The 25,245-nt window shown below is 42.4% G+C and carries 17 protein-coding genes; 8 read left to right on the plus strand and 9 right to left on the minus strand.

Annotated features, from left to right (window positions below; all coding sequences use genetic code 11):
- The first annotated feature begins 40 nt into the window (after window positions 1-40).
- On the plus strand, window positions 41-4,333 hold the full coding sequence (locus tag BLA28_RS25735) for a DUF7601 domain-containing protein (protein ID WP_071699647.1): 4,293 nt from the start codon (window positions 41-43) through the stop codon (window positions 4,331-4,333).
- Window positions 4,334-4,484: 151 nt separating this feature from the next.
- Here the strand turns inward: BLA28_RS25735 and BLA28_RS25740 are convergent, their stop codons facing one another.
- From BLA28_RS25740 to BLA28_RS33520, 6 genes are all read right to left on the minus strand, one after another.
- On the minus strand, window positions 4,485-5,675 hold the full coding sequence (locus BLA28_RS25740; RefSeq protein ID WP_071699648.1) for a site-specific integrase: 1,191 nt from the start codon (window positions 5,673-5,675) through the stop codon (window positions 4,485-4,487).
- An 81-nt stretch (window positions 5,676-5,756) separates the two neighbouring features.
- On the minus strand, window positions 5,757-5,957 hold the full coding sequence (locus tag BLA28_RS25745) for an excisionase (protein ID WP_043037450.1): 201 nt from the start codon (window positions 5,955-5,957) through the stop codon (window positions 5,757-5,759).
- 902 nt (window positions 5,958-6,859) lie between these two features.
- Window positions 6,860-8,074, minus strand: coding sequence for an XRE family transcriptional regulator (locus BLA28_RS25755; RefSeq protein WP_071699649.1), 1,215 nt, complete (start codon window positions 8,072-8,074; stop codon window positions 6,860-6,862).
- A gap of 498 nt (window positions 8,075-8,572) precedes the next feature.
- Entirely contained in the window at window positions 8,573-8,851 is a 279-nt protein-coding gene (locus BLA28_RS25760; protein ID WP_071699650.1) for a hypothetical protein, read from the minus strand.
- Between the two features lie 65 nt (window positions 8,852-8,916).
- Complete coding sequence (locus tag BLA28_RS25765; RefSeq protein ID WP_071699651.1) at window positions 8,917-9,501, minus strand: DUF2599 domain-containing protein; 585 nt, start codon at window positions 9,499-9,501, stop codon at window positions 8,917-8,919.
- A gap of 654 nt (window positions 9,502-10,155) precedes the next feature.
- Window positions 10,156-10,395: a DUF2583 domain-containing protein gene (locus BLA28_RS33520; protein ID WP_143131527.1), complete on the minus strand. Its 240-nt coding sequence runs from the start codon at window positions 10,393-10,395 to the stop codon at window positions 10,156-10,158.
- 724 nt (window positions 10,396-11,119) lie between these two features.
- Here BLA28_RS33520 and BLA28_RS25770 point away from each other — a divergent pair.
- Window positions 11,120-12,133, plus strand: coding sequence for a phosphotransferase enzyme family protein (locus BLA28_RS25770; protein WP_071699652.1), 1,014 nt, complete (start codon window positions 11,120-11,122; stop codon window positions 12,131-12,133).
- Window positions 12,134-12,203: 70 nt separating this feature from the next.
- Here the strand turns inward: BLA28_RS25770 and BLA28_RS25775 are convergent, their stop codons facing one another.
- Complete coding sequence (locus BLA28_RS25775; protein WP_071699653.1) at window positions 12,204-14,462, minus strand: ATP-binding cassette domain-containing protein; 2,259 nt, start codon at window positions 14,460-14,462, stop codon at window positions 12,204-12,206.
- Window positions 14,463-14,683: 221 nt separating this feature from the next.
- Here BLA28_RS25775 and BLA28_RS25780 point away from each other — a divergent pair, with 221 nt between their 5' ends.
- Together BLA28_RS25780 and BLA28_RS25785 are read left to right on the plus strand one after the other, a co-directional pair.
- Window positions 14,684-15,547 (plus strand): AraC family transcriptional regulator, encoded by an 864-nt coding sequence (locus tag BLA28_RS25780; RefSeq protein WP_069157366.1) that lies wholly within the window; start codon window positions 14,684-14,686, stop codon window positions 15,545-15,547.
- A gap of 130 nt (window positions 15,548-15,677) precedes the next feature.
- On the plus strand, window positions 15,678-16,484 hold the full coding sequence (locus tag BLA28_RS25785) for an alpha/beta hydrolase (protein WP_069152927.1): 807 nt from the start codon (window positions 15,678-15,680) through the stop codon (window positions 16,482-16,484).
- 84 nt (window positions 16,485-16,568) lie between these two features.
- Here BLA28_RS25785 and BLA28_RS25790 read toward each other — a convergent pair whose 3' ends face one another.
- A complete protein-coding gene (locus BLA28_RS25790) occupies window positions 16,569-17,177 on the minus strand; it encodes a hypothetical protein (RefSeq protein ID WP_069157032.1) in 609 nt (202 codons plus the stop codon).
- A gap of 206 nt (window positions 17,178-17,383) precedes the next feature.
- On the opposite strand from BLA28_RS25790, the gene BLA28_RS25795 reads away from it, so the two are divergent.
- The 3 genes from BLA28_RS25795 to BLA28_RS25805 all read left to right on the plus strand — a co-directional run bounded on the left by BLA28_RS25795 (window position 17,384) and on the right by BLA28_RS25805 (window position 20,591).
- Entirely contained in the window at window positions 17,384-17,977 is a 594-nt protein-coding gene (locus BLA28_RS25795) for a TetR/AcrR family transcriptional regulator (RefSeq protein ID WP_069157033.1), read from the plus strand.
- 2 nt (window positions 17,978-17,979) lie between these two features.
- The gene (locus tag BLA28_RS25800) at window positions 17,980-19,326 is read left to right on the plus strand and encodes a phenylacetate--CoA ligase family protein (protein ID WP_069157034.1); all 1,347 of its coding nucleotides are present in this window, start codon (window positions 17,980-17,982) and stop codon (window positions 19,324-19,326) included.
- A 197-nt stretch (window positions 19,327-19,523) separates the two neighbouring features.
- Window positions 19,524-20,591, plus strand: coding sequence for a DnaJ C-terminal domain-containing protein (locus tag BLA28_RS25805; RefSeq protein WP_069157367.1), 1,068 nt, complete (start codon window positions 19,524-19,526; stop codon window positions 20,589-20,591).
- Between the two features lie 90 nt (window positions 20,592-20,681).
- On the opposite strand, the gene BLA28_RS25810 is transcribed toward BLA28_RS25805, so the two are convergent.
- On the minus strand, window positions 20,682-22,622 hold the full coding sequence (locus BLA28_RS25810; protein ID WP_069157035.1) for an AraC family transcriptional regulator: 1,941 nt from the start codon (window positions 22,620-22,622) through the stop codon (window positions 20,682-20,684).
- A 234-nt stretch (window positions 22,623-22,856) separates the two neighbouring features.
- Here BLA28_RS25810 and BLA28_RS25815 point away from each other — a divergent pair, with 234 nt between their 5' ends.
- Window positions 22,857-25,154 carry a DUF5703 domain-containing protein gene (locus BLA28_RS25815; protein ID WP_069157036.1) on the plus strand — a complete coding sequence of 766 codons (2,298 nt, stop codon included), beginning with the start codon at window positions 22,857-22,859 and terminating at the stop codon, window positions 25,152-25,154.
- The last annotated feature ends 91 nt before the right edge of the window (window positions 25,155-25,245 follow it).

The raw sequence follows: 25,245 nt of genomic DNA on the forward strand, positions 1-25,245 counted from the left end.
TAATTAATGTTAATAATTTTTTCTTACGGAGGATGAGTTAATGAAGAGTGGCAGTCATAATAAAGGGCATAAAAATAAAAGGTGGGAGTTGTTATCATTGGCTCTCGCTTTTTTCTTGTTTTTCAGTTCCGGAATTGTAAAGGCGGAAGAGGCTTCTTCAGAAAAAAGCGTATCAGGCAATAATGGACCGGCAGTTACGGAAACGGAAGAAGAAACTGAGGAAGAAACGGGCGGGACGGAAGAAGCTGCGGAAACAGAAAATGTGGATGAGACGGAAGAGACAGACGAAACGGAAGAAACGGACGGAACCCAGGAGACAGAGGAAGAAACGGACAATATGCTGAAGGGTTCTTCAAAGCAGACAGTTACGCGGAATGGCGGAGAGGATAAGACGAATTTGATTAACGGAGATCTGTCTGCGATAGTGAGCCAGGATGGAGGTACGGTAGATCCTGATGGAGAACTGTCTTCTTTAAAGACCATTCATATAAAGTATCAGATGGATCGTATCCCGGTAGCAGGAGATGATAATATAGATGAACATGCTGATGACACCTATATAAAGGGTGGTGATTATGTCCTGCTTCCCATTCCTCAGGAACTTGAGGTAACCGGAGGATATGTTGATGAACTGTGGACCACAAATGGGGTGAAAATCGGTGATGTAACATTATATGATGATGGGGGCAGCTCCTATATCAAGATTATATTTAACGGTGAGTTAGATAATCCTGGTTTATTTAGGGTTTCAGCCTACTATGAAGCAAATATGAAATATGCTCCTGATCCGGCGGATAAAGCGCCGGGAAGATATAATATATCTATTCTTGGAGACAACTATTATGTGGTAGTACCGGAAAAAGAACTGGTGATAACAGGCAAAAAAACAGGGGAAGCGGATCAAGGAAACAAGGTTGTCAACTGGAAAATCCGGGTAAAAGCAGCTGAAAAGGAAGGCGGAGCTGACGGAGACCTGTCAGGATATATATGGAGTGATGATCTGGATAGTGTGGGTGCATATGTTGCAGGTAGTTTTTTTGTGGGTAAAGCGGAGAATGGTTCGGATAAGCAGCCGGTGGCAGACAGCAAGGTTTTTGATTCGGCTGAAAATACTCTCACCTATGAATTTGAATGGGAGAAAGCATCCATCGGGGATACCTGTGAAGGGGAAAGATGGCTGTTCTTTCAAACCGAAATACCGGCTGATAAACTGGAAAGTACCGGAGAGCAGAAAATTACTAATAAAGCTATTGTAAGCAAAGGGCAGGAAAAGGTACTGGAGCTTCCGGCAGAAGTGAAGTTCGTGCGAACGTGGATCAGCAAGGAAGGTGCAGCTGAAAATGAGTATAATGGCGGCGTATATGATCCGTCAGACAGAAAAATAAAGTGGACAATAACGGTGAACCAGGTCGAGGAGACGATTACGGATGCAAAGATTACGGATACTTTGCCGGAAGGGCTGGAACTTGATACCAATTCAGTTACTAAAAAAATAGGTGATGGAGGAGTAAATCAGGTATCAGGTGGAGATATTTCATATTCAAGCAACAGTAGATATCTGTCCATTAGCCTTGGAAACATTACAGAAAAGGTAACAGTAACCTTTGAAACGAAGGTTACAGATACAAGCCAGTCAGTAGAAGTGAAAACATTCAGTAATAAAGCTGCACTGGAATTTGGAAGTTCTTCATATGCGAGTAACGAAGCTAAAGTTTCCATAGGAATCAATGCCCTGTCAAAACGCGAAGGCAGCAGTAATTATGACGCCGCATCTCATACGCTGTCATGGAAGGTAACGGCGGATGTGAAAGGGCAAAGTTATAATGATCTGTGGATTATGGAAGTGCTTGTTTATGGGGATCAGGATAGTTTATCGGCATTGGATATAAACAGTATTTTATCTTCGACAGGTCTTAGCACTGACGAAAAAGTGGCTTGCGAGAAAATGATACAAGATAAGAAAGCCGGTTATTATCAGAAATTTGCTGCAGGCAGTTTTTCCACATCATCAGCTATACAATACAGAGTAGTAACATTGCAAAATAGCGGAAAAGCCATAGCCGATGTATTGATAGTCACTGGAAGCAGCGGCGGTTTTACCCCAACTGAAAATAATTCCTTTGAATTTAAAGCGGTAGTTACGAACCCTGATTACTATGCATCTAATAAAGAAACTACTATCAGCAATACTGTTGTATTGTGGGATGGAGCAAGTGAGGTACGTACTGCGTCAGGTAATCAGAAGATACAAAGCAATATGCTTTCTAAAGAGATGCTCAGCAGGAATGCAGTTAGTGAAATAGAGCAGAACATCCAAAATTACAGTGCGGTCAATTCTTCTTCCACAGCAGACAGCTTTGATTATATTGATAAATCTGTTGTATACCGGCTCTATGTGAATGAAAATAATATAGCGGATGTTACTGCAGAAACAACGCCGGACGGAACGGCACTTGGGAAATTTGAGATAAGCGACGAACTGCCGGAGGGCTGGGATTTCCGTACATTGGCCGGGGAGAAATTCCTGCTTTATAAAGCGATTGGTAAGAATGCTTATGAACAGGTTACGGATTCGTCCGCTTTTCTGAATGTATCCAACAGTATGGTTAATGGAAAGAATGGAATTACTTTTACATTCAATGAGTTGAAAGGTTCCTATGTAATTCTTCTTAAGGCCGGGCCGAATGAAGATACCGCGAAGGAATATTTCAGCAAAAACGCAGAATATGAACCGCAGAATCAGGCCGCGCTGAAAAACAATAATTTATCGACTGCTGTCAGTGTAAATGCGAAGCCCAAGATTAAAAGCGAGATTCTCAGCAAAAAGGTGCTGAACGGTAATTCCTCGATTGGTGAACTGACATGGGAGGTATTGTATTGTCCATATGGGATGTCCCGTGACGGACAGGTAGAGATAACGGACATTTTACCGACCGGCGTGGATTTACGAACCGATGCAACCGGTAAATTGATTATGGAAAACAACATAACCATAGAAAAACTTACTATGCTTTCGGATGGTACCTGTTCGGGAAATGAAAGTATAACTCCGACAGCGGCGAATTTCCGATATGACAGTGCGACACGTACGATTACATTTATTCCTCCGGATAAGGAAGAAGCATATCGCCTTCGTTATGTGACGGATATAACAGGAACGATTGGACAAATTTCCAACAAAGCCCAGTTGTCCGGTCTGGGAACACAGCCTGAGAAGGCGGAGCAGAGGTACAATATTGATGCTACTTCGGCAGGCGCTGTCCTCACCCGCAGCGGATGGATAAAGATTACGAAAAAAGATGGTACGAATCCTCTACAGGGGGCAGAATTTACTCTTTTTTCCAAGGAGAGCGGTGCAGAAATCAGAAAGGCAGCATCCGGGTCGGATGGTACCCTAATGCTGAAGGCTCTTCCTGCAGGAGAGTACATACTGCGGGAAACACAGGCTCCTTCCGGATATAATCTATCAGGCCTTTCCTATCAGGTTGTTGTGGAGAATGGATCCGGGACTCCGGTAACAAAAATTGACGGCGGAGGAAATGAAATAGAAGTACAGAACTACAGGCAGGGAACGGTAGGAAGTCTTACTGTTAAAAAACAGGTAGCCGGAAATGACGGAGAAACAGGACGGGAATTTACCTTCACCCTTTCTCTTAAGAATGCAGACACAAGTTCTGTGCAGGGCAGCTATTCCTATATTAAGGGAGGAAGTCAGACCGGGACATTGTCAGACGGTGATACCTTCACCCTCCGTCACGGACAGGCCTTAACCATATTTGATTTACCTAAAGACATTACCTATGAAGTACAGGAGCAGGATTACAGTTCAGAAGGCTACGCTGTGAGCAGATCAAATGGGACAGGTACAATTACCGCTGACACGGAGACTATCGTTACCTTTGTAAATACCAGAAATAGAACGGAAGAGAACAATCACGGCGACAACGGAAATTCCAGAGGATCCGGCGCTGATGCTTCTCCGGCATCTTTATTACCCCAGGAGACACAGACTCAGCCTCCTGTAATACCGGCCGCCGGATTTGGGGGGATGATAGATTTCAGGGTAGGAAGTGTTCCGGATCCATCCCTTCAGGACAGCCCTTCCGTTATCCGTGTATGGAAAGAGGATGGAAGCCTGCTGGGTGAATATACCCGTTATCAGAAACCGGACGGCACCTATGAATACCGGAATGCTTATGGTGAGGTGCTCGGTGAATGGGCCATGGGGCAGACGACAGGAGATACGGCGCCTGTTATCCTGTATGTGTCCCTTGCCATAGCTGCTGTTATAGTATTAGTTTTGTTTCTGTTTTTGCATATAAAAACAGAGTAGCTTTTTGATTATCTTTTCATAAATCTTCAAAGTGTCGATATATCCTTATTTTTCAAGGCTTTTCGGCATTTTCTTATTGGCTGAACCCTCACTTAACTTAGGTAAAACTCCTCATATCTTGGCTCTCAAAAGTTGTATAATGCGTTGTAAATCAGGCTATCAAACTTCGCATTTCTTTGTTTGCTCCAACTTCCGAAGCATGAGCATATAAGTCTAATGTTATCGTAATACTTGAGTGTCCCATGATATACTGTAAGTTCTTTGGGTTCATGTTCATTTGTGCTAACTTCGTACAGAATGTATGTCTTAATATATGCGGTGTGATGTTCGGTAACTGCTCCTCATGGTTCTTGTTGTACTTCTTCACAATCCCTCTAAGTGCATATTTATAGTTGCTTTCTTGCATTGGATAACCCTTAACGGAAAGAAATAGAAAATCTTTGAAACCGTCAATCTCTTTAATCTTCGATTTCTGCTTTCTTTTCAATACTCTATGAAATGCTTGTTCTGTTTCATCACTCATTGGCACTTTACGAATACCGCTCTTTGTTTTCGGTTCGTCTATGTAGTAGCCGTCCTTGTCTTTCAGTAATTGATGATTGATACAGATTGTATGATATTCAAAATCGATATCTTTCTTTGTCAGTCCGCAGAACTCTGATATTCTAAGTCCGGTTTTAAGTAGTATCAGCACATCATCATAATACTTCTGATACACATTGTCATGCTTGATAAAGTGAAGCAGTTCTTTTTCTTGCTTTTCATTTAATGCGATTTTCGGTTTACTGTCATCTTCAATCACATCACTTAAACTAAAGTCAAACGGATTTTTTCGTACACAGTCATCTTGTATCGCCATATAAAAGGATGCTTTTAGGGAACGCTTGTAATTGCTTATTGTCTTGAATGAAAATCCCTTTTCTTTCATGCGTATCGCCCATTCTTTAGCGTCTGATGGTTTTATACGGTCAATACTCATTAAGCCCAGTAAATCGTCCTCTAAGGCTTGCATAAGGTATTTACGACCATTAAGCGTATTCTTCTTTACATTCGGTCTTTGAGCGTTCTTTTTAGCGTATAACTGGCATAAGGTCATCTTGCTTCCTTTGGTGTCGATACCGTCATACAAATCTTTCTGTATGTTTCGTTCCTTTTCCCTTAATGACAAATCTTCTCGTTTGCCTTTTGGTGTTCTGTCCGTAGGCAACAGTTTCCATGCGTAAGCGTATTGTGGTTTTCCAAGTGCATTGACATACTTGTAACAGTATCTGCCGTCTTTTCTTTGACTTTCACCCCTTTGTAATACTCTGTTCTTGTTATCTCGTCTTTTTAATGCTGACATCTTTCTAACTCCTTTCAAAGTAAGAAAGAGCCTTGTATATACGACTTGATACTATCATATCACGCACAAGGCTCTTTTTCACTAGATTTGTTCCAATTCATCTATCAATTTTTCAAATGCTTTTTTCTTGATAAGCATACGATTGCCGTTTTGAAGCACGCAGACATCTTTATGTTCATTTGCGACTTCACGAAGTTTGTTTTCGCCGATACGGAAATACATGGACGCTTCTTCAATCGTCATCAAGTATCGTTCCCATAGTGGCATACTTAAATCACGCATAAAATGACACCCCCTTTCTGTCATGGATTTCTAAACAGTCTGACGGCTTTTATCATAGCCCACAGGAGTTCCACCTCTGCATAGTTCTTATGTAGCCGTACCCATTGCGTGCGACGCTCTTAACGCTCAAGCTGTGGCTGTACGGGAGTATCATTATCTGACAGAGCAGGTCATGGCAAAGATATTTGATAAAGGTATCTCATGAAACATTGACAGTATTCGCTCGCTTTTATAAAAGGTCATGGCGTATCAATTTCAACGGCTTACTGCTTGTCAAAGGTATCAGACTGTTTTATTCAGTTGTCAAAGAACACCGAAAGAAGAAAATTCCTTTTCGTATATACCGCGTTGGATAAGTAGGGAAAGATAACCAATCTTTAAAACTTTTTTATTTCTTTCACATCAACACTCAACTGTAAGGTGCATTTTGCTAACCATTTCAAAAATCTTTTTACTTCTTTCACATAACACTATCCAGTAAAAGCGAATTTGCGACATATTTTCCGAAAAAGTTTTATTTTCTTTTTCTGCACCATATCTGTCCAGTAATCAGTCATTTAATGACTTCTTGATGAAAAAATCTTCTTTCCATATCATATAAGGAACGGAACTGTCGATTTAATGGCCTAATATTGAAAAAGATTTAATTTCTTTCACATAATACTGTCCAGCAAAGGCTGATTTGTATGGTGGATTACGAAAGAATTTTATTTTTTCTTCTTCTACTCTATATAGGGACAGCAACAGTCGATTTGCTTCCATAAAATGAAAATAATTTGATTTTCTTCTTCCGTAACATATCTGTACAGTAAAGTAAGATTTGTGACGCTTTCTCGACAAAAAGTTATATTTTTCTTCATTCACATCATATCTGTACTGAAAGTGTCGTTTTGTTGCAAAAATTAAAAAATACCGTCATCTTCTTGTGAAATGTCGGTATAAATTCGATCTTCTATATTCGATTTTTCTAATTCCAGTAAATGCTTATGCTTTTTCTTGAGTTCCGTATTATTTATCATGTCTTTTAATATTGTGGTATTGTTTTGCTTATCCAATTCTTGCAACATCTTGATTGTTGGTGCAACTTGCCTTTGTACCCAGTTTAATGCTCTCTCTAGGGTATATGGTTCGGGCTGTGTTGTTAATCGTATCTTTTCTCTGTTTTTTCCGATAAACCATTCCCAGTCCTCATCAAGTTCCCATGACCGTTTTGGCAAGGTATCATCTCTTTTTAGAAAACGCACATAATGATTGATGATAGAAAAGGCGGTATGCTCTGCGTCATAATAGGTCAGTAAATCAACAACCACATAATAGGCTCTTTCATTCTTCATGCGGATTTCAAATCGGTTCTTAATCTCGCATTCTTCAAGTTCTATCCCTTTCTTGACTGCTTGCTCATAATTCTTTTGATAGGCACACATATATAATTCACTACTTGTAGAACCAAGATACAGAGTCTCGCCAGTATTTTTAGGAACATCACTTCCGCATTTTTCTGTACCGTCATAGCCTTTCTGATTGCGAAATAAGGAGATACATTCGCCAGCCTTATATTTTGCCTTTAAGCGTGGAATATCAAGTATTCCTGCTCGGTCATTGATTGCCAAATCAAGTCGTTTCATTTTACCGTCAGCGGTCATACAGTCCATCATAAAGTCATACCATGAACGCTCTTGTGCTAATAGGTAGGCTTCCATTTGACGACAACCACGACCTTTTAATTCAAGCAGTACCCCTAACTGCTCATTCGCAGAACACATAACAAATATATCGCCAATATAATACTGACTTTCATATCCGTATTTTCCGTAATCTTCACGAAGCATATGTTTCGGGTTGAGTTTCAATACATTCTTGATAACCGACAATGCGTCTGTGGTAGGGAAGCGGACACGAAAATAGTCAATCAATATAAATAATGGCTCTTGTGGATTAAGTCGCTCTAATTCGCTTGTAAGCCTTTCTTTGAGTTCATCTGTTAATGGTAACTTGCCATTTTCAATACGGTTATAATATTCTCTAGTGATACCACAAGCAGTTGCTATTTGTATTTGTGTTACTCCGTATTCATCACGCTTTTGTTTCAATTCTTCTAAAAAGTTTTTATCATTCATTTTAAAATTCCTCCAATCAAAAAAGGCAACTACCATACTTGATAATTGCCTAGTCATAAATCTTCACATAAGAAAAGACAGTCAATCTTTTACAATCAACTGTCTAATCTGCTTTTCAATATTCAATTTTCCATAGTGACATTCATGTAAAAAAATGTCACACCCTATAAAACAGGATTTTCCCTTATATATTCAGCGTTTCCGCTTACCTTTGTCTCTTGTCTCTTGTTTTTTATGCCCCCCTTGTTAGATAACGGGGGCTTGATAATCGCTTGCCACAGGCTCGCTCACAGATGGAGCAAACCGGGCACTTCCAAAGGATGTCGGAAAAATCTGAGAGATTTTCCCGACACCGTGCCCGATTCACTCCATCTGTTTTCTATTCATGAGCAAAAGCTTCTTTAAAATCAAAGAATACTAGCTGTTTATTGAAAAGTATTATCATGTACTTTCAATTTTAAATTGGTACAAATATTTGTCTTATCATTATCATGAAAATCATTTGGAGTTATTTTTCCAAAGGCAAAAACCATTTATTATTATAGAAATAGCAGTAAAAATCCAATACATTTTGGTCATAGTGGGAACTATATCCTGCAATGATGACCAATCTTGATTGTTCACATAATCAGCACTCATATTATGAAATGCACATAGTGTTAAAGCAGTGAGAGATATTGCAACAAATCCAAACCATTTTCCATTTTTATGATTTAGTGTAAACAACATATTTATTGCTGTAAATAAAATTGCTAAAATTCCAAATAGTATCCACATAATAAATTCCTTTCCTCATTTTACCGTTTAATATTTTATTCATTATATCATAAAATATTAGTATCTTAGTTACAGCCACCTCTGACAAATCCCCAGTAGCCTTTATCCTGCCTCCACGGTTCAAGATTCCATGGTGTTTTGAATCCTTTTGCAAAGTCTGCATGACATACAAACTGGTTATACATACTTGTTTGCTTTGTATCATTCTTTACTTGAGTATACATGGGATGGTATTGAATAAATTTATATATCTCTGACCAAGCAGATTCTTTGCTAATTGTGAAAGGACTGTTAGGCATTACGCTCAGTGATATACCATCAGAACGACTTATCCAAGATATGCTTTTAAAATGTTTAAAACTGCTTGCTCTCGTCTGTATGTAGACAGTAGGCTCTAAAATAATTGATATTCCCCTGTCTTGTGCTTCTTTTAAGAATGGGTCTTCCTCTAAACTTCCATCTAAATAAAAAACAGAAATAAAGTCGATAGAATCCCAATCTATTAAAGAACTGTCGTATGTAGATGATAATGAATCGATTTCTTCAACATTATTATCTTCAATATTGGGCATCTCTTGTGCATATACAGGAAATCCAGTAACTCCTAAGCATATGATTGTAGCCAAAAGCGAACACATAAGTTTTTTCATGAATTTCATCTCCTTTTAATTCAAATTCTATCAAGTCAATAAGAAAACATATGCATGAAACAGTTGTGTTTTATCTCATTTTGAATAATACTATAGTCATGGATAAAAGTATGTTTATACTCTATCAGTTAACACATGTAATAACTGATAGAGTGATATAAAACAAATTTCATATACCAAAATTTACCTTTTATCATACTCCTACCTCCAACCTTCAATAAGAATTTGATTTGAATTACTGTCTAATATCTTCAATTTTGTTCCAACATAATATATTTGTTTTTGGTGAATTAAGAGAATCCAAAGCTATTTATTCATCTATACTAGCGTCGAATGACAATGTTGGCATTTTAACTAAATGACATTCCCCTTATAATTCTTCTTGATTCATATAGAAGAACATGTCTGGATTAGGGAGAGTGGGGTTAATCCAGACAAAATGTAAAGAGGGGGAAGGGCAAGTATAAATTAAAAAATCAACCAAACAACTTACATTCAAGTTATTAACGATGCCAGTAAGTAAGTGTATGTATATGTTTTATTTTAGAAAAGGACTTCCCCCCCATAATCAATATATATTAAATTAGTATGATTAGCAAATAATCAGTATTTTTTCAATTCAAAAAATCGAAATATACATAAATATATCACTTTTTACGTACATCGATTATTTTTATTTTTCAAAACCAAAGCTCCTGATAGACATATTAGTCCACCTATACATGTTATGAATGCTCTAAATAAAAACGAACTAAAAAATACAACAGGTAATTCTAATTTAAATAATTTGCCTACTATATCAACAAGAATACTAATGATATCATTAAAAGATATTAACATAGCAATAATTCCTAAGGCTACTAATAATATGCCTATGCTCTCTTTATTCTTCATATATTACTCACTCCTAACCTCATTAAGCTCATCTGTCATTATCTACTGTGCACCTGTAAGACCATAACGCTTTTAATACAAATATTCACGCGTATAATATCAGAAATAAGTGTGCATTTATACTCTATCGGTTATTATATTATATGAATTAACTGATAGACTGTAATAAAACAAATGTCGTATACCAAAACTTACCTTTTATCATATTGTTTCCTCCAAGAATACCAATTACTAAATCAAAAAGATTTTATAATATCTATAACCGTATTTTAACATAATATATTTTGATTTTTTGATGAAATTAAGATTAATTAAGATTTTTATGATTTAATTAAAGTTGGTTATAAAAATCCTCTATCACATAATATCCATTTATTTCTTAGTATAAGTCGTCATATTAGGCTCTTTCATTTGTTGTAATTCCGTTGTAATTCATTGATTTTTATTGGCTTTATTTGTCTATTTCCCCTTTATTTATAAGGATATTCTCATTTTAGTACCCGTTTTTCTCGAGAAAAAAGAAAAAGCAGGATAATCATAGATAATCGGCAGCAGGTATGAGGATCTGACAATAATTATAAAATGAAGTTACTGTATATTTTGAGGAATAAATATACAGTGCTTCATTTTTTATTTTGTTCTGCTATAATTAGATAAAAACAATTCGGCAGGTTGCTGCAAGGCAGTGAATTGATTTGTAGAAGAATTGATGAGGAGCAGAGGAATGGGGACAGATAACCGCTTTATTCTGGAGCAGGCAGAATTACTGTATGATGTCAGATTAGTTCATGAAATTACAACAGGCAATTCCGGCAGCCTGGTTTTTGAAGTGAATAAAGGAGAAAATGCATACATACTGAGGGCATCAGAGTATAGCATCGATAATAAAAAGCATACCGCATTTGAACTGAAATGGATGGAATATTTATCGGATAATCTGTCTGAAATTGTCCGGCCGCAGAAAAGCTTAAGGAATTCTCTCTTTGAAGTAATAAATACCGGGGATAAAGCATATATCCTGTGCCTGTTCGAAAAAGCGCCCGGAAAAACCGTTGATATAGATAATCCGGAGGAGTTTAATGAGGAACTATTTTTTCATCTCGGGGAGCTTATGGGGGAGATGCACAGGCTTGCTGTGGGCTATGAGGATATTATCATAAGTCCTGAATTTGAATGGACAGGTTCCGTAAACGCATGGCGTTATGAAAGTGTTATAGACGATGAAAGGGTTCGGCTGTGTCTGAAAAAATATTATGATGAAATAAACAGGCTTCCCAAAAGGAATGACAATTATGGTATTATTCACTGGGATGTCCATACCGATAATTTTTTTGTGCATAATGGGAAAATCAAACTTTTTGATTTTGATGCCTGCCAGTTTAACTGGTATGCCGCAGATATTGCCAGCGCCATATTTTTTATGGTATTGAAAGGTGCCGGGCCGCTGAGACACAGAAGGGAAGAAGAACGGACAGAGTTTGCTGAAGGCTGTTTGATTTCATACTTAAGAGGATATTCAGCGGCAAACACAATAAGTGAATATTGGATTAGGAAAATCGACCTGTTCATGAAATATCAGATGGGCGATGAATATCTGTATGCCCAGAATTACTGGCCCGATGAGCTTACGCACCTTCGGGCAGAATATCTGGACTGGTTTAAAGAACGGATAACAAAAGATTTGCCATTTGTTTCTGTCAATTATGATAAAGTCTTAAAGAGTATACCGGCAATATAGGAATAATGTGCCTTTGGGCTGTTGATTTTTGAAAAATCCGCTGCTAATCAGGCAGAGGCCATCCGGCGGATCAGCAGCCGTAATAAGGTTGTGAACACGATGCCCGCAGGCTGGCGGCCGTCAGTGTTTCTGCATTCCGCAGCATCTCCTCAGGAGTTCCGGCAAAAACAACCTCTCCTCCGTTTTTTCCTCCGTCTGGGCCAATGTCAATGATCCAGTCCGCCTGCTTCATCACCTCAAGATTATGCTCAATCACTATCAAAGTATTTCCGCGTGACACGATCATGTCAAACAGCTTCAGCAAATTCTGAATATCAGACATATGCAGGCCTGTGGTGGGCTCGTCCATTACAATTATGCCGCCCTTTTTCCCCAGATTCTTCGCCAGCTTGATTCTTTGCCGTTCCCCGCCGGACAGCGTGCCAAGCGGCTGTCCCAACGTCAGATATGACAGCCCTACCTGCTGCATCACTTTCAGATGCTTCCTGATTTTGGAGTCTTCGAAGACTTCCATTGCCTGAGATGCGGTCAGGCTCAGCAGTTCCACAATATTTTTCCCCTTGTAGGTATAGGCCAGCGCCTCCTTGTTATACCGCAATCCCCCGCAGGCCTCACATTCTGTTACAATCGGATCCATGAAAGCGAGTTCGGTCACAAGGATGCCTTTCCCTTTGCACACCGGGCATGCCCCGGCGGAGTTGAAGCTGAACAGGCTGTCCGGCCTGCCGCTTTCCCTTGCCAGCAGCTTTCGTATTTCATCGAAAAAACCGAGATAGGAGGCAGGTGTTGAGCGGTTCGTGGCTGTGATGGGGCCCTGATCAATCATTACGATATCATCCGCATACTGCCTGGCAAATACCTGAGATATCAGAGTGCTTTTTCCCGAACCGGCCACACCGGTGACAACAGTCATGATGCCCAGGGGGATATCCGCGTCCACATGCTTCAAATTATGCAGGCAGGCATCACGGATCGGCAGGCTGCCCGACGGCCGCCGCGGCGTTTGCTTGACCGGCAGGGTCCGGAGCAAGGCCTTCCCTGTCAGGGTGCCGGACTTCAGCAAGTCCTGATAGCTGCCCGCAAAAACAATTTCACCGCCGTTTTGGCCTGCCTGGGGCCCTACATCGATGATATGGTCGGCAATCGAGATGACATCCGAATCATGTTCCACCACAAGGACTGTATTGCCCTTGTCACGCAGCTGCTTCAGCAGGTTATTCATCCGGTAGACATCCCTGGGATGCATTCCTGCGCTGGGTTCGTCAAAAATATAAGTCATTCCGGTCAGGCTGCTGCCCATATACCGGACAAGCTTCAGGCGCTGCGCCTCCCCGCCGGACAGAGAAGGAGTTTCACGGTTCAGGTGGAGATAGGGCAGGCCGATTTCAATCATCCTGTCCAGCCCCTCTATGAGAGTCTGCACCAGCAAATCAACTGTCGGCTCGGAGATTTCTGTCAGGACCTCCCGCAGCTGTGTCAGCTCCATCCCGCACATGTCCGCAATGGAAAATCCATTTATCCTGCAGTTCAGGGCAGCCGGATTCAACCGTTTTCCGTGACAGTCGTTACATTCTGTCTCAGCGATTAAGTTTTGGGATTTCTCCTGGGTATGACTGCTTTTGCTGCTGATATCCCGATTCAGAAGAGTCTTTGTATATTTATGGTACAGACCGGTTACCTTCGGATTTTCCGGCGCTCCTTTGCCGTCCCGGGAACCGTATAAAAGAAGATTATATTCTTCGCGGGAATATTCTTTTACCGGCTTGTCCAGAGGAAACAGGCCGGACTCGGCATACTGCCGCCAGTACCAGGAGCCGGGACGGTACAAAGAGTCCTTTACACAGCCTTCATTCCAAGATTTATTGAGATCTATTATGGAAGCCACATCAACCCTGGTTATTTTTCCAAGACCGGAGCAGGTTTTGCACATGCCGTTAGGATCGTTAAAAGAAAAGTAGGATGCCGTACCTGCATAAGGCTTTCCTACCCTTGAAAACAGCAGCCGCAGACTGGAGTACAGTCCGCTGATGGTTCCTACTGTTGAACGGGCGTTCCCGCCCAGGGGAGACTGATCCACCACAACGGATGCCGTTAAATTATCAATCCGTTCCACGGCCGGTTTGGGGTATTTAGGGAGCCTGGAACGCACGAAGGCCGGGTATGTGGAATTCATCTGCCGCTGAGATTCGGCGGCGATGGTATCAAAAACAATACTGGATTTGCCGGAACCGGAGACACCGGTAAATACCGTAATTTTCTCTTTTGGAATATGGAAGGTGACATGTTTCAAATTGTTTTGAGTGAGACCCTGTATAAATATATCTGCCATTTGTTTGCACCTCTTTCTGTTGTTTTGAAAATAAGGATGGCCTGCGGAATGCGGCATTCGTTATATCCATATTTAGCCGGTTATGTTTTGTCGTTCTGATGCTGCGGTTTTTCATTATACAAAAAATCCGGGCTGTATGCATGATATTTTTTGCGCTTTTTCTACTCGGACAATATAAAATGCAGTATACTGTAAAGAAAGCAGAGAAGGGAGAGGTCAGTTTGAAACAATTATCCCCTTTAGAAAGGGCAGTTGAATATATTGAAGAGCATTTGAATGAAAATATCGGTTTAAGTGATGTATCAAGGGAAACAGGGTATTCTTACTATCACATGACACGTCTGTTTTCAACCGTATTGGGGGAATCGGTTGGACGTTATATCAATCGGCGCAGGCTGTACAATGCCTCCGAAAAGCTTATTCATTCCGACCGGAGGATAACAGATATCGCGTTTGACAGTGGTTTTGAATCGGCAGAGGCATTCAGCAGGGCTTTCAAGAATGTCTTTGGAAGCAGTCCGGCGGATTACCGGAAGGCCGGGCTTGATCTGGTAGTTAATGCCAAAAGAGAAATTGCGCCTGAGGATGTGAGCCACATTGCGAACAATATTTCCCGTTCTCCAGAAATAGTTTGGCTGGAAGAAATAAAGATTGCCGGTATCAGAGGAATGACCTCCATTTCCGATAACCGGCTCCCGGGATTATGGAAGCAGTTCAGGAGCCTTCATACAGAGTTTTTCGGGACGGAGCGGACCGGGTACAGTGTTTGTGAAACGCAGCAGGCCGTATATACAGAAGATGGTGACGTATTGTTTTCCGTCATGCTGGGCTGCCCGGCGGATAATTTTGAGGAGCTGCCGCCGATGCTGTCCGGAAAAACGCTGAGCTCCGGGAGATACGCCGTATTCACTCACAGGGGAACCCTTACAAACCTGTTCAAAACTTATAAGTACATTTTTGGGACATGGCTGCCGGCAGCGGAGGAGGAACTGGACGACCGTGAGGATTTTGAGGTTTACGAGCGTGAGGTAACAGCCTTTGATGATCCGGATAATAAGGTTAAAATATATATCCCCATAAAGTGAGGAAACACAGGAAAAGTATAGGTAAATCCTGCAGTTTTTTGATGCAGGATGAGGGAATTTGTGATAGAATAATCCTGTCGGTTGATAATAGACAAAAATGTGGTCAGACAGAAATGGGAGGGTAAATGGTATGGCACTTTTACATGTGGACTTTTTTTCAGATGTTCTGGGAATGAGCGTGAATATGGATGTGATTCTTCCCCAGAAAACAAACGGACAGATCGGTATGGAGGGGATAGCCGCTGACGGCAAATATAAAACGATGTATCTGCTGCACGGTATGAGTGATGATCAGACAATCTGGCAGAGAAGGACCTCAATTGAAAGATATGTGAGCAAGCTTGGTATTGCAGTGGTGATGCCTACCACACATCTGGCATTTTATACGGATACGTGCTATGGAATGCGCTATTGGACATTTATTTCGGAGGAACTGCCCAGAATCTGCAGGGAATTTTTCCCGAATATGTCGGACAAGGCTGAGGATACTCTGGCTGCCGGTTTATCCATGGGCGGTTATGGCGCATGGAAGCTGGGACTGGGAGCGAGTGAAACCTTCGGAGCGGCGGCATCGCTTTCGGGAGCGCTGGATATCGTACAGGATTACATAAGGAATTCTGAGGAAAACCAGAATAAGAACCCGCTGTTCCGGGGAATTTTCGGAACGGAGGAAGATCTGAAGGGTTCCGATAACGATATTCTGGCACTGGCGGAGAAGCTGGCGTCACGGAAAAAGGAACTGCCCAGACTGTATGCATGGTGCGGAACGGAGGATTTTCTGTATGAGGGGAATCTGAAAGCCTGGGATCATGTGAAAAAACTGGGATATGATTTGACCTGCTGCGAAACGGCAGGGGATCACCAGTGGAAATACTGGGATGAAAAGATTCAGGATGTGCTTCGGTGGTGGCTGGGTACGGATATGGATCTGCAGTAAAGTTATTATAAATGAAGGATTTTCTGTTGCTTTTATTCGTGCTTTGCATCCGGATTATTCCGGCCCTGCAAAGCACGTTGTGGTTTATTCATTTTTGTTATCAATAAACATGTTCCGGATCCTCTCCTTAATCTCTTTCACATGTATCTCATCATCAATTTTATATTCTTCAGCCAACCGTTCTAATTTTTCAGCCCGGATATTCATATCGTCTTCAGAGCAGTTTCGGCAGCAGCCGTCAAAGAGAAGATTACAGTTGAAATAGCAATGCTTTTCTTTTCCGTCACAGACACTTCTATTGCAATTTTCAGGGAAAGCCAGGAGAAAATCTTTGGCAAAGCCCCGTTCCCATGACAGCATGGTAGCCTGAATTTCAGACCATAATGACTGGGAGTCTTTCCCAATATCGTTTTGAAACTGCAGCAGATGCCCCATCTCATGCGCCGTTATGGCCCTCAGTACATGATGACCATAGCGGTTTAAAGCATTTTCCGGGACGATTATATAATATACAGGATTGTATTCTGCAATAAATCCGTTTTTCCTCAATGCCAGATAGATTTTCCCCTTTAATTCCGGATAACCTTCGAAAGCCGGTTCCACATAGCTTTCTGCATACTGGCGCAGGATTTCTTTCCGTTCCTTTTTACTCTTTTCACATAAATAACCCCATCCGTTTTTCTGCATTTCCATATTTTGCACCCCTTCCTTAACTCGTAGTATAGCATTAAAAAAATGTGTTATCAATCTCCGCGAACCTGTTTGGAGTGAACTTGTTGGGGCCGGGATAAAAAGCAAAACCGTCATTTCATGCAAGAGCAGCAGCGTCCCTTGACAGCCTTAATAAAATAATATATCATATGATATATAACATAAGATATATTATGGAGGGCAGTATCTTGGCACCGAAACAAAAAATCACAAGAGAACAGCTTTTGGAAATTGCATTTGATATCACGAGAAAGGAAGGCTTCTCAGCCGTGACGGCTAGAAGTGTGGCAAAGGCGGCGGGATGCTCTATACAGCCGGTTTTCAGCCAGTTTGATACGATGGAGGCTCTGCGTTCAGCCACATTTGATTATGCCTGTGAACACTTTATGAATGAGATTATGGAAAAAAAAGACCGGCCTGATTTCATAGCCTGCACCAGCAGATGGGTGCTGAATCTGGCAAGAAAGGAGCCGAATCTGTTTCACCTGTTATATCTTTCGGACAGCTTTCAAGGGGATAATCTTTGGAATGTCATGATGGGGTATGAAAGCAACAGCAAAATGGCGGCTGTTTTCCGGGAAAGCTATGGGTTGGAAGAGGAGGAATGCAAGGATATTTTTTTGCGCGGCTACCTCCTTCTGCATGGAATCGCAACGATGATTGCTACCAACCATATGAATTTTACAGATGATGAAGCGGCGGAAATGGTAAAGCGCACGGTGGAAGATATGGTGGCAGGGGCAGGCAGAAGAGCGGCTGCGGCCAGCGGAGGGGAGAGTTGAGTATGAAAGAAATCGGGTTAGGGAAAGCATTGGCGATGACCTACAGGGCAGGCAGGATGACTCCCGGAGAACGGAAGGAGCTTGCACAGAAGCGCCTTAAGGAGCTGGCGGCATATGCCGGACAGAACAGTCCCTATTACGGCAGACTATATAAGGGCCTGCCGGAGGACTGGAAATTAACCGATTTACCCACCGTAAATAAGGTGGACCTGATGGCTCATTTTGATATGTGGCTGACGGATCGGACAGTGACGGAAGAAGCGGTTAACAGCTTTATGGAGGACAGGGAAAACATTGGGAGGCTTATGGATGGAAAATATCTTATCTTTACCACCTCAGGCTCAACAGGCAGCCCGCTGGTGGTCCTCTACGACAAAACCTGCATGAACATATCTTCCGCACTGTCTGTGCTGAGAGCTTATGCCAGAAAAGAGGATCTTTCTGCCTTCATAAAAAAAGGAAAACGGACAGCCAGCATTTTTGCCGAAGGATTTTATCTGGGCAGCGGGTCCGTGAAATATCAGCTGCGCCGTATGCCATGGAAAAAAGGGATGATGATGAATTTGGACGTCAGAACGCCGACCGCAGAAATTGTGGAGAAATTGAACCGCTTTTCACCGGTCATGCTGGGCGGATATCCCAGCGGCCTGGAGCTTCTGGCAGATGAGCAGGCTGCCGGCCGCCTTCATATATCGCCTGCCATTGTTATGACAGGCGGAGAATTGCTGAGAGATGAGGTGAGGGAAAAACTGGCTGATGCATTCGGCGGATATGTACAAACCAATTATTCCTGTACGGAAGGCGGGACAATGTGTCATGAGTGCGTAAACCGGCATCTGCATATCAATGACGAATGGATCATGATAGAGGCGGTTGACGAAGATAACCGTCCGGTGCCGGACGGAACGCAGTCCGCTAAAATCCTTCTCACGAATCTGGCCAATAAGGTTCAGCCTTTCATTCGTTACGAGGTGAGTGATCGGATTGTCATGCATCATGGGGAATGCGGCTGCGGCTGTGATGCGCCATGGCTGGAGATTGAAGGGAGAAATGATGATATCCTTATGTTTGAAGAGGGAATAAAGCTCCAGCCTTTGGCAGTTTATGCCGTACTCAGGGAAGTGCCGGGACTTAAACGTTTCCAGCTGGTTCAAAAGGAACGGAATGTGCTGGAGCTTAGAATGCTGGCACAAGATCCAAAGGAAGTTTTCGGAAAGGCGGAGGAGGTCCTGCAGAGCTACTTTAGGGATAATGGAGTGCATGCCGTTATATATGCGGGAAAGGTTTTGCCGCAGGTACATCCTGAGAGCGGGAAATTCAAGCATATTGTTGCGCTGGGGCGGGAGTGAAGAGCGTTTGACGGTATACGTGAAAACGTATGAGAAGGAAGATTCTCCTGATGAAGAATCGTAGAAAAAATGAATATTATTATCCTGGTGCTATTGATTTTACTCTTGCCATATGTTATATTACATATAGAACAAATATAACTATGCCTTCATACCCAACCGGGCAGCAGAAGGCAGATGAATGGAAGGTGACAGCAATGGCAGCAAAAAGAGATTATTACGAAATTCTTGGAATAGATAAAAATGCAGACGATAATACCATAAAGAAAGCATACCGTAAGCTTGCAAAAAAATACCATCCCGATCAAAATGCCGGCAATGCCCAGGCAGAGAGGCAGTTTAAGGAGGTAACAGAAGCTTATTCCGTATTGAGCGATCCGGAAAAGAAAAAATTATATGACCAGTTCGGCCATGCCGCCTTTGATGGTTCAGCACCGGATCCTGACTCCTTTACCCGGGGCGGAGCCGGAAACGGCGGGTTCCGTGAATTTCATTTTGAACAGGGAAATATGGACGATATTTTCGGAGATATTTTCAGCGGTATATTCCATGGAAAAGAAGATGCGGGAAGAGGTTTTTCTTTCCATGGCTTTGGAGGAGACGGCTTTATGGGGCACGGTGCTGACGGCCGTGGCTTTGCGGGAAGCAGCTTCGGAAGCCATGGTTTCGGCGGAAATGGCTTTGCGGGTAGTGATGTCCGGATGAAAGGCCAGGATATCCAGGCGCAGGTGGAGGTCAGCTTCGATGAAGCGGTATTCGGGTGTGATAAAGTCATCAGCCTGCAGAATGCAGAGGGCCAGGTACAGTCCCTGCAGGTTCATATTCCGGCGGGCATCGAAGACGGCAAGAACGTAAGGCTTAAAGGAAAAGGCATGCCGGGATACGGCGGCGGGAAACCGGGAGATCTTCTTCTTAAAGTGAAGACAGGCAGCAAGCCGGGCTTCGAACGGAAAGGTATGGATGTGTACAGCACTATCTCCATTCCCTTCACCACAGCCGTATTTGGCGGAGAGGTTCCGGTACAGACCCTGTCCGGAAAGATCATGTGCAAAATCCGGGAAGGAACACAGTCAGGAAGTAAAATACGGCTGAAGGGAAGAGGGATTGTATCCATGAAAAATCCCAGTGTACACGGGGACCATTATGTAACCGTTCAAATCCAGGTACCTAAAAACCTGAGCCGGGAAGCGAAAGAAAAATTGAAGGAATATGAAGAAGCGTGTGGGGCAGGACGACATGGCAGCAAAAAGGGAAGCGCCGCATGACAGAGTAATAAATGAAAAAAGAAAAACAGATTTGTTGGCCGTAAACCATCAAATCTGTTTTTTGTGTACAGGCAATCTGCCAGCAGAAATTCATCGTTCTCTGGGAGTGCATCCAAAATAACGTTTATATGCTCTTCGGAAGGTTTGAGGAGAATTATACCCTACTATTCCGGAAATATCGGATACCGTATACATATCCATTTCAATTAATTCCTTTGCTTTATTCATACGAAGCTCCTCTACATATTTGGAAAAGTTCTGTTCAAAGGACTGTTTGAAAAGACGGGAAAGGTAAACTTCAGATATACCGAAGCTGTCTGCCACGGATATCAGGGACAGCTGAGGATCCGCATAATTTTCTTCTATATGTTTCCGTATTCTCTGTTTAATATCATAGGTTTCCTGCTCTCTGATTTTTCTGACCAGATTTTTTTCATCATACCACTGGATAATGCCTTTGAAGGACTCATATTCATTATCCAGCAGGGTACGTATGTGTTTAAAGCCGGAAGGAATCCGGCCGATATCGGTTATCGCATCCCCATGGAAGGAGATGCTGATGCCGCTGTTATTTTCCATTTTTTCTTTGACATAAGCCAGGTTCTGTTCGCACTGCTGTTTGGCCTCCTGCTTTTCCTGACAGGATGACTCCAGTAAAAGAGCAATTCTCTCAAAATCCAAATCGTAAATCTGTGTTGTCCGGAAAGTCTCTTCCATTATTTTCTTCAGATAAATCTTCTGTGCCGCTATTTTTTCCAGATTATTTCCTGTATCCAAATCATTGAGTGAAACAATGATAATCAGATAAAGAGGAGAATCGGCGGCGATTTGTATCTTCTGCAGATTTTCCCCTATCTCTTCCCGGGTATGGTAGCCTCCGGTTGCAAGAGTATGGAAAATGGAGGTCTTCAATGCCGGGATTTGTTTTTCCAGTTCATCCTGCATCTGTTCATTTTTCTGGATTAACCGTTCAATTTCTTCATCAAATTCATCGTAGGAAACGGCAGATTTTCCGGTTTTCAGTAAGTCATAAATTTTGGTAATGGGAGCGGAAAGCCTGGTGGTGAAATAATGTACAAGAAGGATGCCGATGCCCAGAGCAAAGACAAGCATGAACAGAAAATAGCCCCAGGTGTCCTGCACTGCACTCATGACCAGCTTTCTGGGAACGGCACATACATACAGCCAGTTATTTTTATCTTTATAATAGGTGAGAAACAAGTCATTTCCGCCAATTTTTTTGGTGATGAATCCACTGTTTTCTGAGGTCTCCTCTGACGGCAGGTAAATATTTTCAACGCCGGTACGGTTATCCTCGCAAAGAATATTGCCGTCTCCGTCCTGCAGATAAACAAACCCATCCTTTTGATATTCCAGTCTGTCAAAATACCGGAACAGCTTGTCCTGTCCCAGAAGAATAAACACGCAGCCGCTGCTGTAAATACCTGAATTGGCAGGAATGTCGCTGCTGAAAAAAAACATTTGTTTGGTTATGCTTTTGTCTGTGGTTTCCAATGTATGCAGGCGGTTATTCCAGTTATGGATTCCCATGAGCATTTCATGATACCAATGGTCATAATCGATCCCGGTAATGGAAAAGGTATAATCATAGTACCGGTTCAGATTAATAACCACCTGTGTGCCGTCAAGCAGCATTTTGTTATTTTTAGAAAAAATCTGGATATTATCGATGGCATCATTGGCAGTTATCAGGGAATTTATATCTTTCTGAAGAAGAATGACCTCATTGGTATTAGTTCCGTCTTCGTTCAGAGAATAAAAGTTGAGAAATTTGTTTACGGAAGAACTTTCGTCAAGATAATTAACAATACTTTCCACAGAAGCCATCATGCTCTCTCCCATAAGTGCGCTGTTTTCAAGTATGGAAATATTTTTATCATAGATTTCCTGCTTGAACAGCTTCTGGTTCCGGAAATAGGCACTGAACAGAAGGAAAAGAGGAATAATAAGAATCGGCAGAGCATTAAGCAGAAAGCGTATATATATTTCTCTGTTTTTTCCCTTGCGCAATACTATTCCCCCCTTGCCAATATGGCTTCATGTGTTATCAGTATAATAGAAAGAAGATATTAATTCAAGTATGACAGGTCAGAAAACACTGCGTTTTCTGTGTATAAAGCACAGAAATAAATAAAAAAGAAGCAAAACTTAAACAATATGTACAATAATGATCCTTGTGGACAAGCACTGAAATCATATGATAAGAGTATCAATATTGTTTGCAGTAGGCAGAAGGGAGCAATTATGGGGATGAAGGAAAAAAGCAGAGTAAGCCAATATGATGTGGTATATCATTCTCCTGGTAAAAGTGACAGGAGCGCCATGCCTCTGGGAAATGGAGAGCTCGCTGTCAGTGTGTGGATGGATGAAAAAGGGGTTCTGCGTTTTTATCTTGCCAGGACGGATGCGGTAACGGAATTGGACAGAACGGTAAAGCTGGGAATGGTGGAAGTGAGGACAGCCCCGGGATTCCTGTCAGATGGTGATTTTATTCAGAGGCTGGAGCTGGAGCATGGGATCGTACATATGAAAAGCTGCGGTAAGGAATTATGGATTTGGGTGGACGATGCTTCGGATATAGTATATGTCAGCGGTAGGATGAAACAGGAGATGAAAGTAAAGGTACGATATTATACCTGGAGGACAGAAAAAAATCTGCCATGGAATTCGCCTGTCCGTTCCACAGGGCTTACAGAAGCGGCAGATATGGTGGATGAGCTGGAGGATCGAATCTGTTTCCACCATATAAATGGGGAAAATGGAATTGAGCATCTGGCAAGGCTTCAGTGTGTGGATGATCTGTCCTGTGTTCCGGATCTGCTGACAGGGCGCATTTTCGGAGGAATAATGTATCTGGAGGGAGGAAGAAGAGTCGGATACGAATTGGTAAAAGGGGAATGCACGGATTTTTGTCTGAAGGTAGCAACACATAGTGCCCAGCTTGAGGAAAGAGAATGGCTGGGCAGAGTTGACGGGATGCTTAAAGGAAGCAGAACGGCTGATGAATCCCGGGAAGCCACTGCTGTTTCCTGGGAAGCTTTTTGGAAAAAGAGTTATATTTTTGTGGAAGGAGATAAGGAGAGGAAGCCTGTATACAATGAGAGGATCCTTGACTGTGTATCGGAACCCATGGAGTGTACCGGTACCGCTTCTCCGGTCACCAGAGGTTATCTTCTGACAAAGTATATGCTGGCCTGCTGTAAGGATGGCAATTTCCCTGTTTTTTACAATGGCATGCTTTTTAATCTGTGTCCGGGGAACAGGGAACATCTGGGAGTTATGGAATTTGTAAGCGGTTTTACCAGAATCCCCTGTGGAGAATACCCTACGCTTTCTATTAATCCGGATGAAAGATCCTGGTCGAATGAACACTTGTGGCAGAATCTCAGACTTCCCTACTACACCATGCTGGCAACGGGAGATTTTGACAGCCTCAAAAGGCTTTTCGTATATTTCCGGCGGTTTTGGGAGCTGAACAGAATACGCGCAGAACGTTTTTATCATGCGGGAGGGCAGCATAATACGGAAATGACACTTTCCTGCGGTCTGCAGTCTGAAGATATTTATGGGCTGGAACGGGAGGGAAAGCCTGATGGCTGGTCGGATAACCGGTGGGGAGGGGCGATTGATATTTCGCCGGGCCTTGAACTTACCCATTTAATGTTTGCTTATTATCTTTATACTATGGATGAAGAATTCCTCCGGACACAGGCGCTTCCCTATGCGAGAGAGCTTCTTCGTTATATTGAAACCCGTTTTGAGGATAGGGAAAAAGGAAAAATAGTAATCGGCCCGCTTCAGTCGGTTGAAACTTATTTTGATACAGTGAATCCGACCCCGGTAATTGCCGGAATGCGGGCAGTCCTCAGGGACATTCTGGAGCTGCCGGAACAGTTGGTTGATGACAGGGATTTTTTTGAAAGGATCTATGAAATGACTCCGGAAATACCCACCGGGGTATGGAATGGGGAAAAAGTAGTAAAGCCGGCGGAAGAATATGAGGATGTGAGAAGGAATGTAGAGGCGCCGGAGCTTTATGCCATTTATCCGTTTGGGCTTATGGGAAAATATGAGGATGGGAAAAAGGCATATCATACCTTTCTCCATGCTCTGGAAACAGGCGGGCAGATGAAGCCTCACATTCTGGGTGAAAATCCGGGGGCTCCCTGTTACAGCGGCTGGCAGTATATCGGAAATGCGGCTGCTTTACTGGGGCTTGGTGATACGGCAGGAACCATATTGGAAAATAACTGTGCGCTGCAAAATCCGGGCAGCCGCTTCCCTGCAATGTGGGGGCCGGTATATGATGCGGTACCGGATACGGATCACGGGGCAAATATCATGAATCTGCTACAGCTGATGGTTCTTCAGTGCCGGAAAGAAAAAATTTATGTACTGCCGGCGCTGCCGGATTCCTGGGATGTTTCCTTCCGGCTGTATGCCCCATATCAGACTATTGTAGAGGCTGTTTATGAAGAGGGCAGGCTTATCAGCCTTCGGACGATACCGGAAAGCCGTATGAGTGATGTGATAATGGGATAATAAGGGACCGCAGCGGTATATAAGTGTATATTCCGCTGCGGTTTGTTATTATATGAGGTAAAAACGCAGTCGATAGTTAAGAAATGGATAA

The sequence above is a fragment of the Eisenbergiella tayi genome (assembly GCF_001881565.1).
Lineage (GTDB): Bacteria > Bacillota > Clostridia > Lachnospirales > Lachnospiraceae > Eisenbergiella > Eisenbergiella tayi.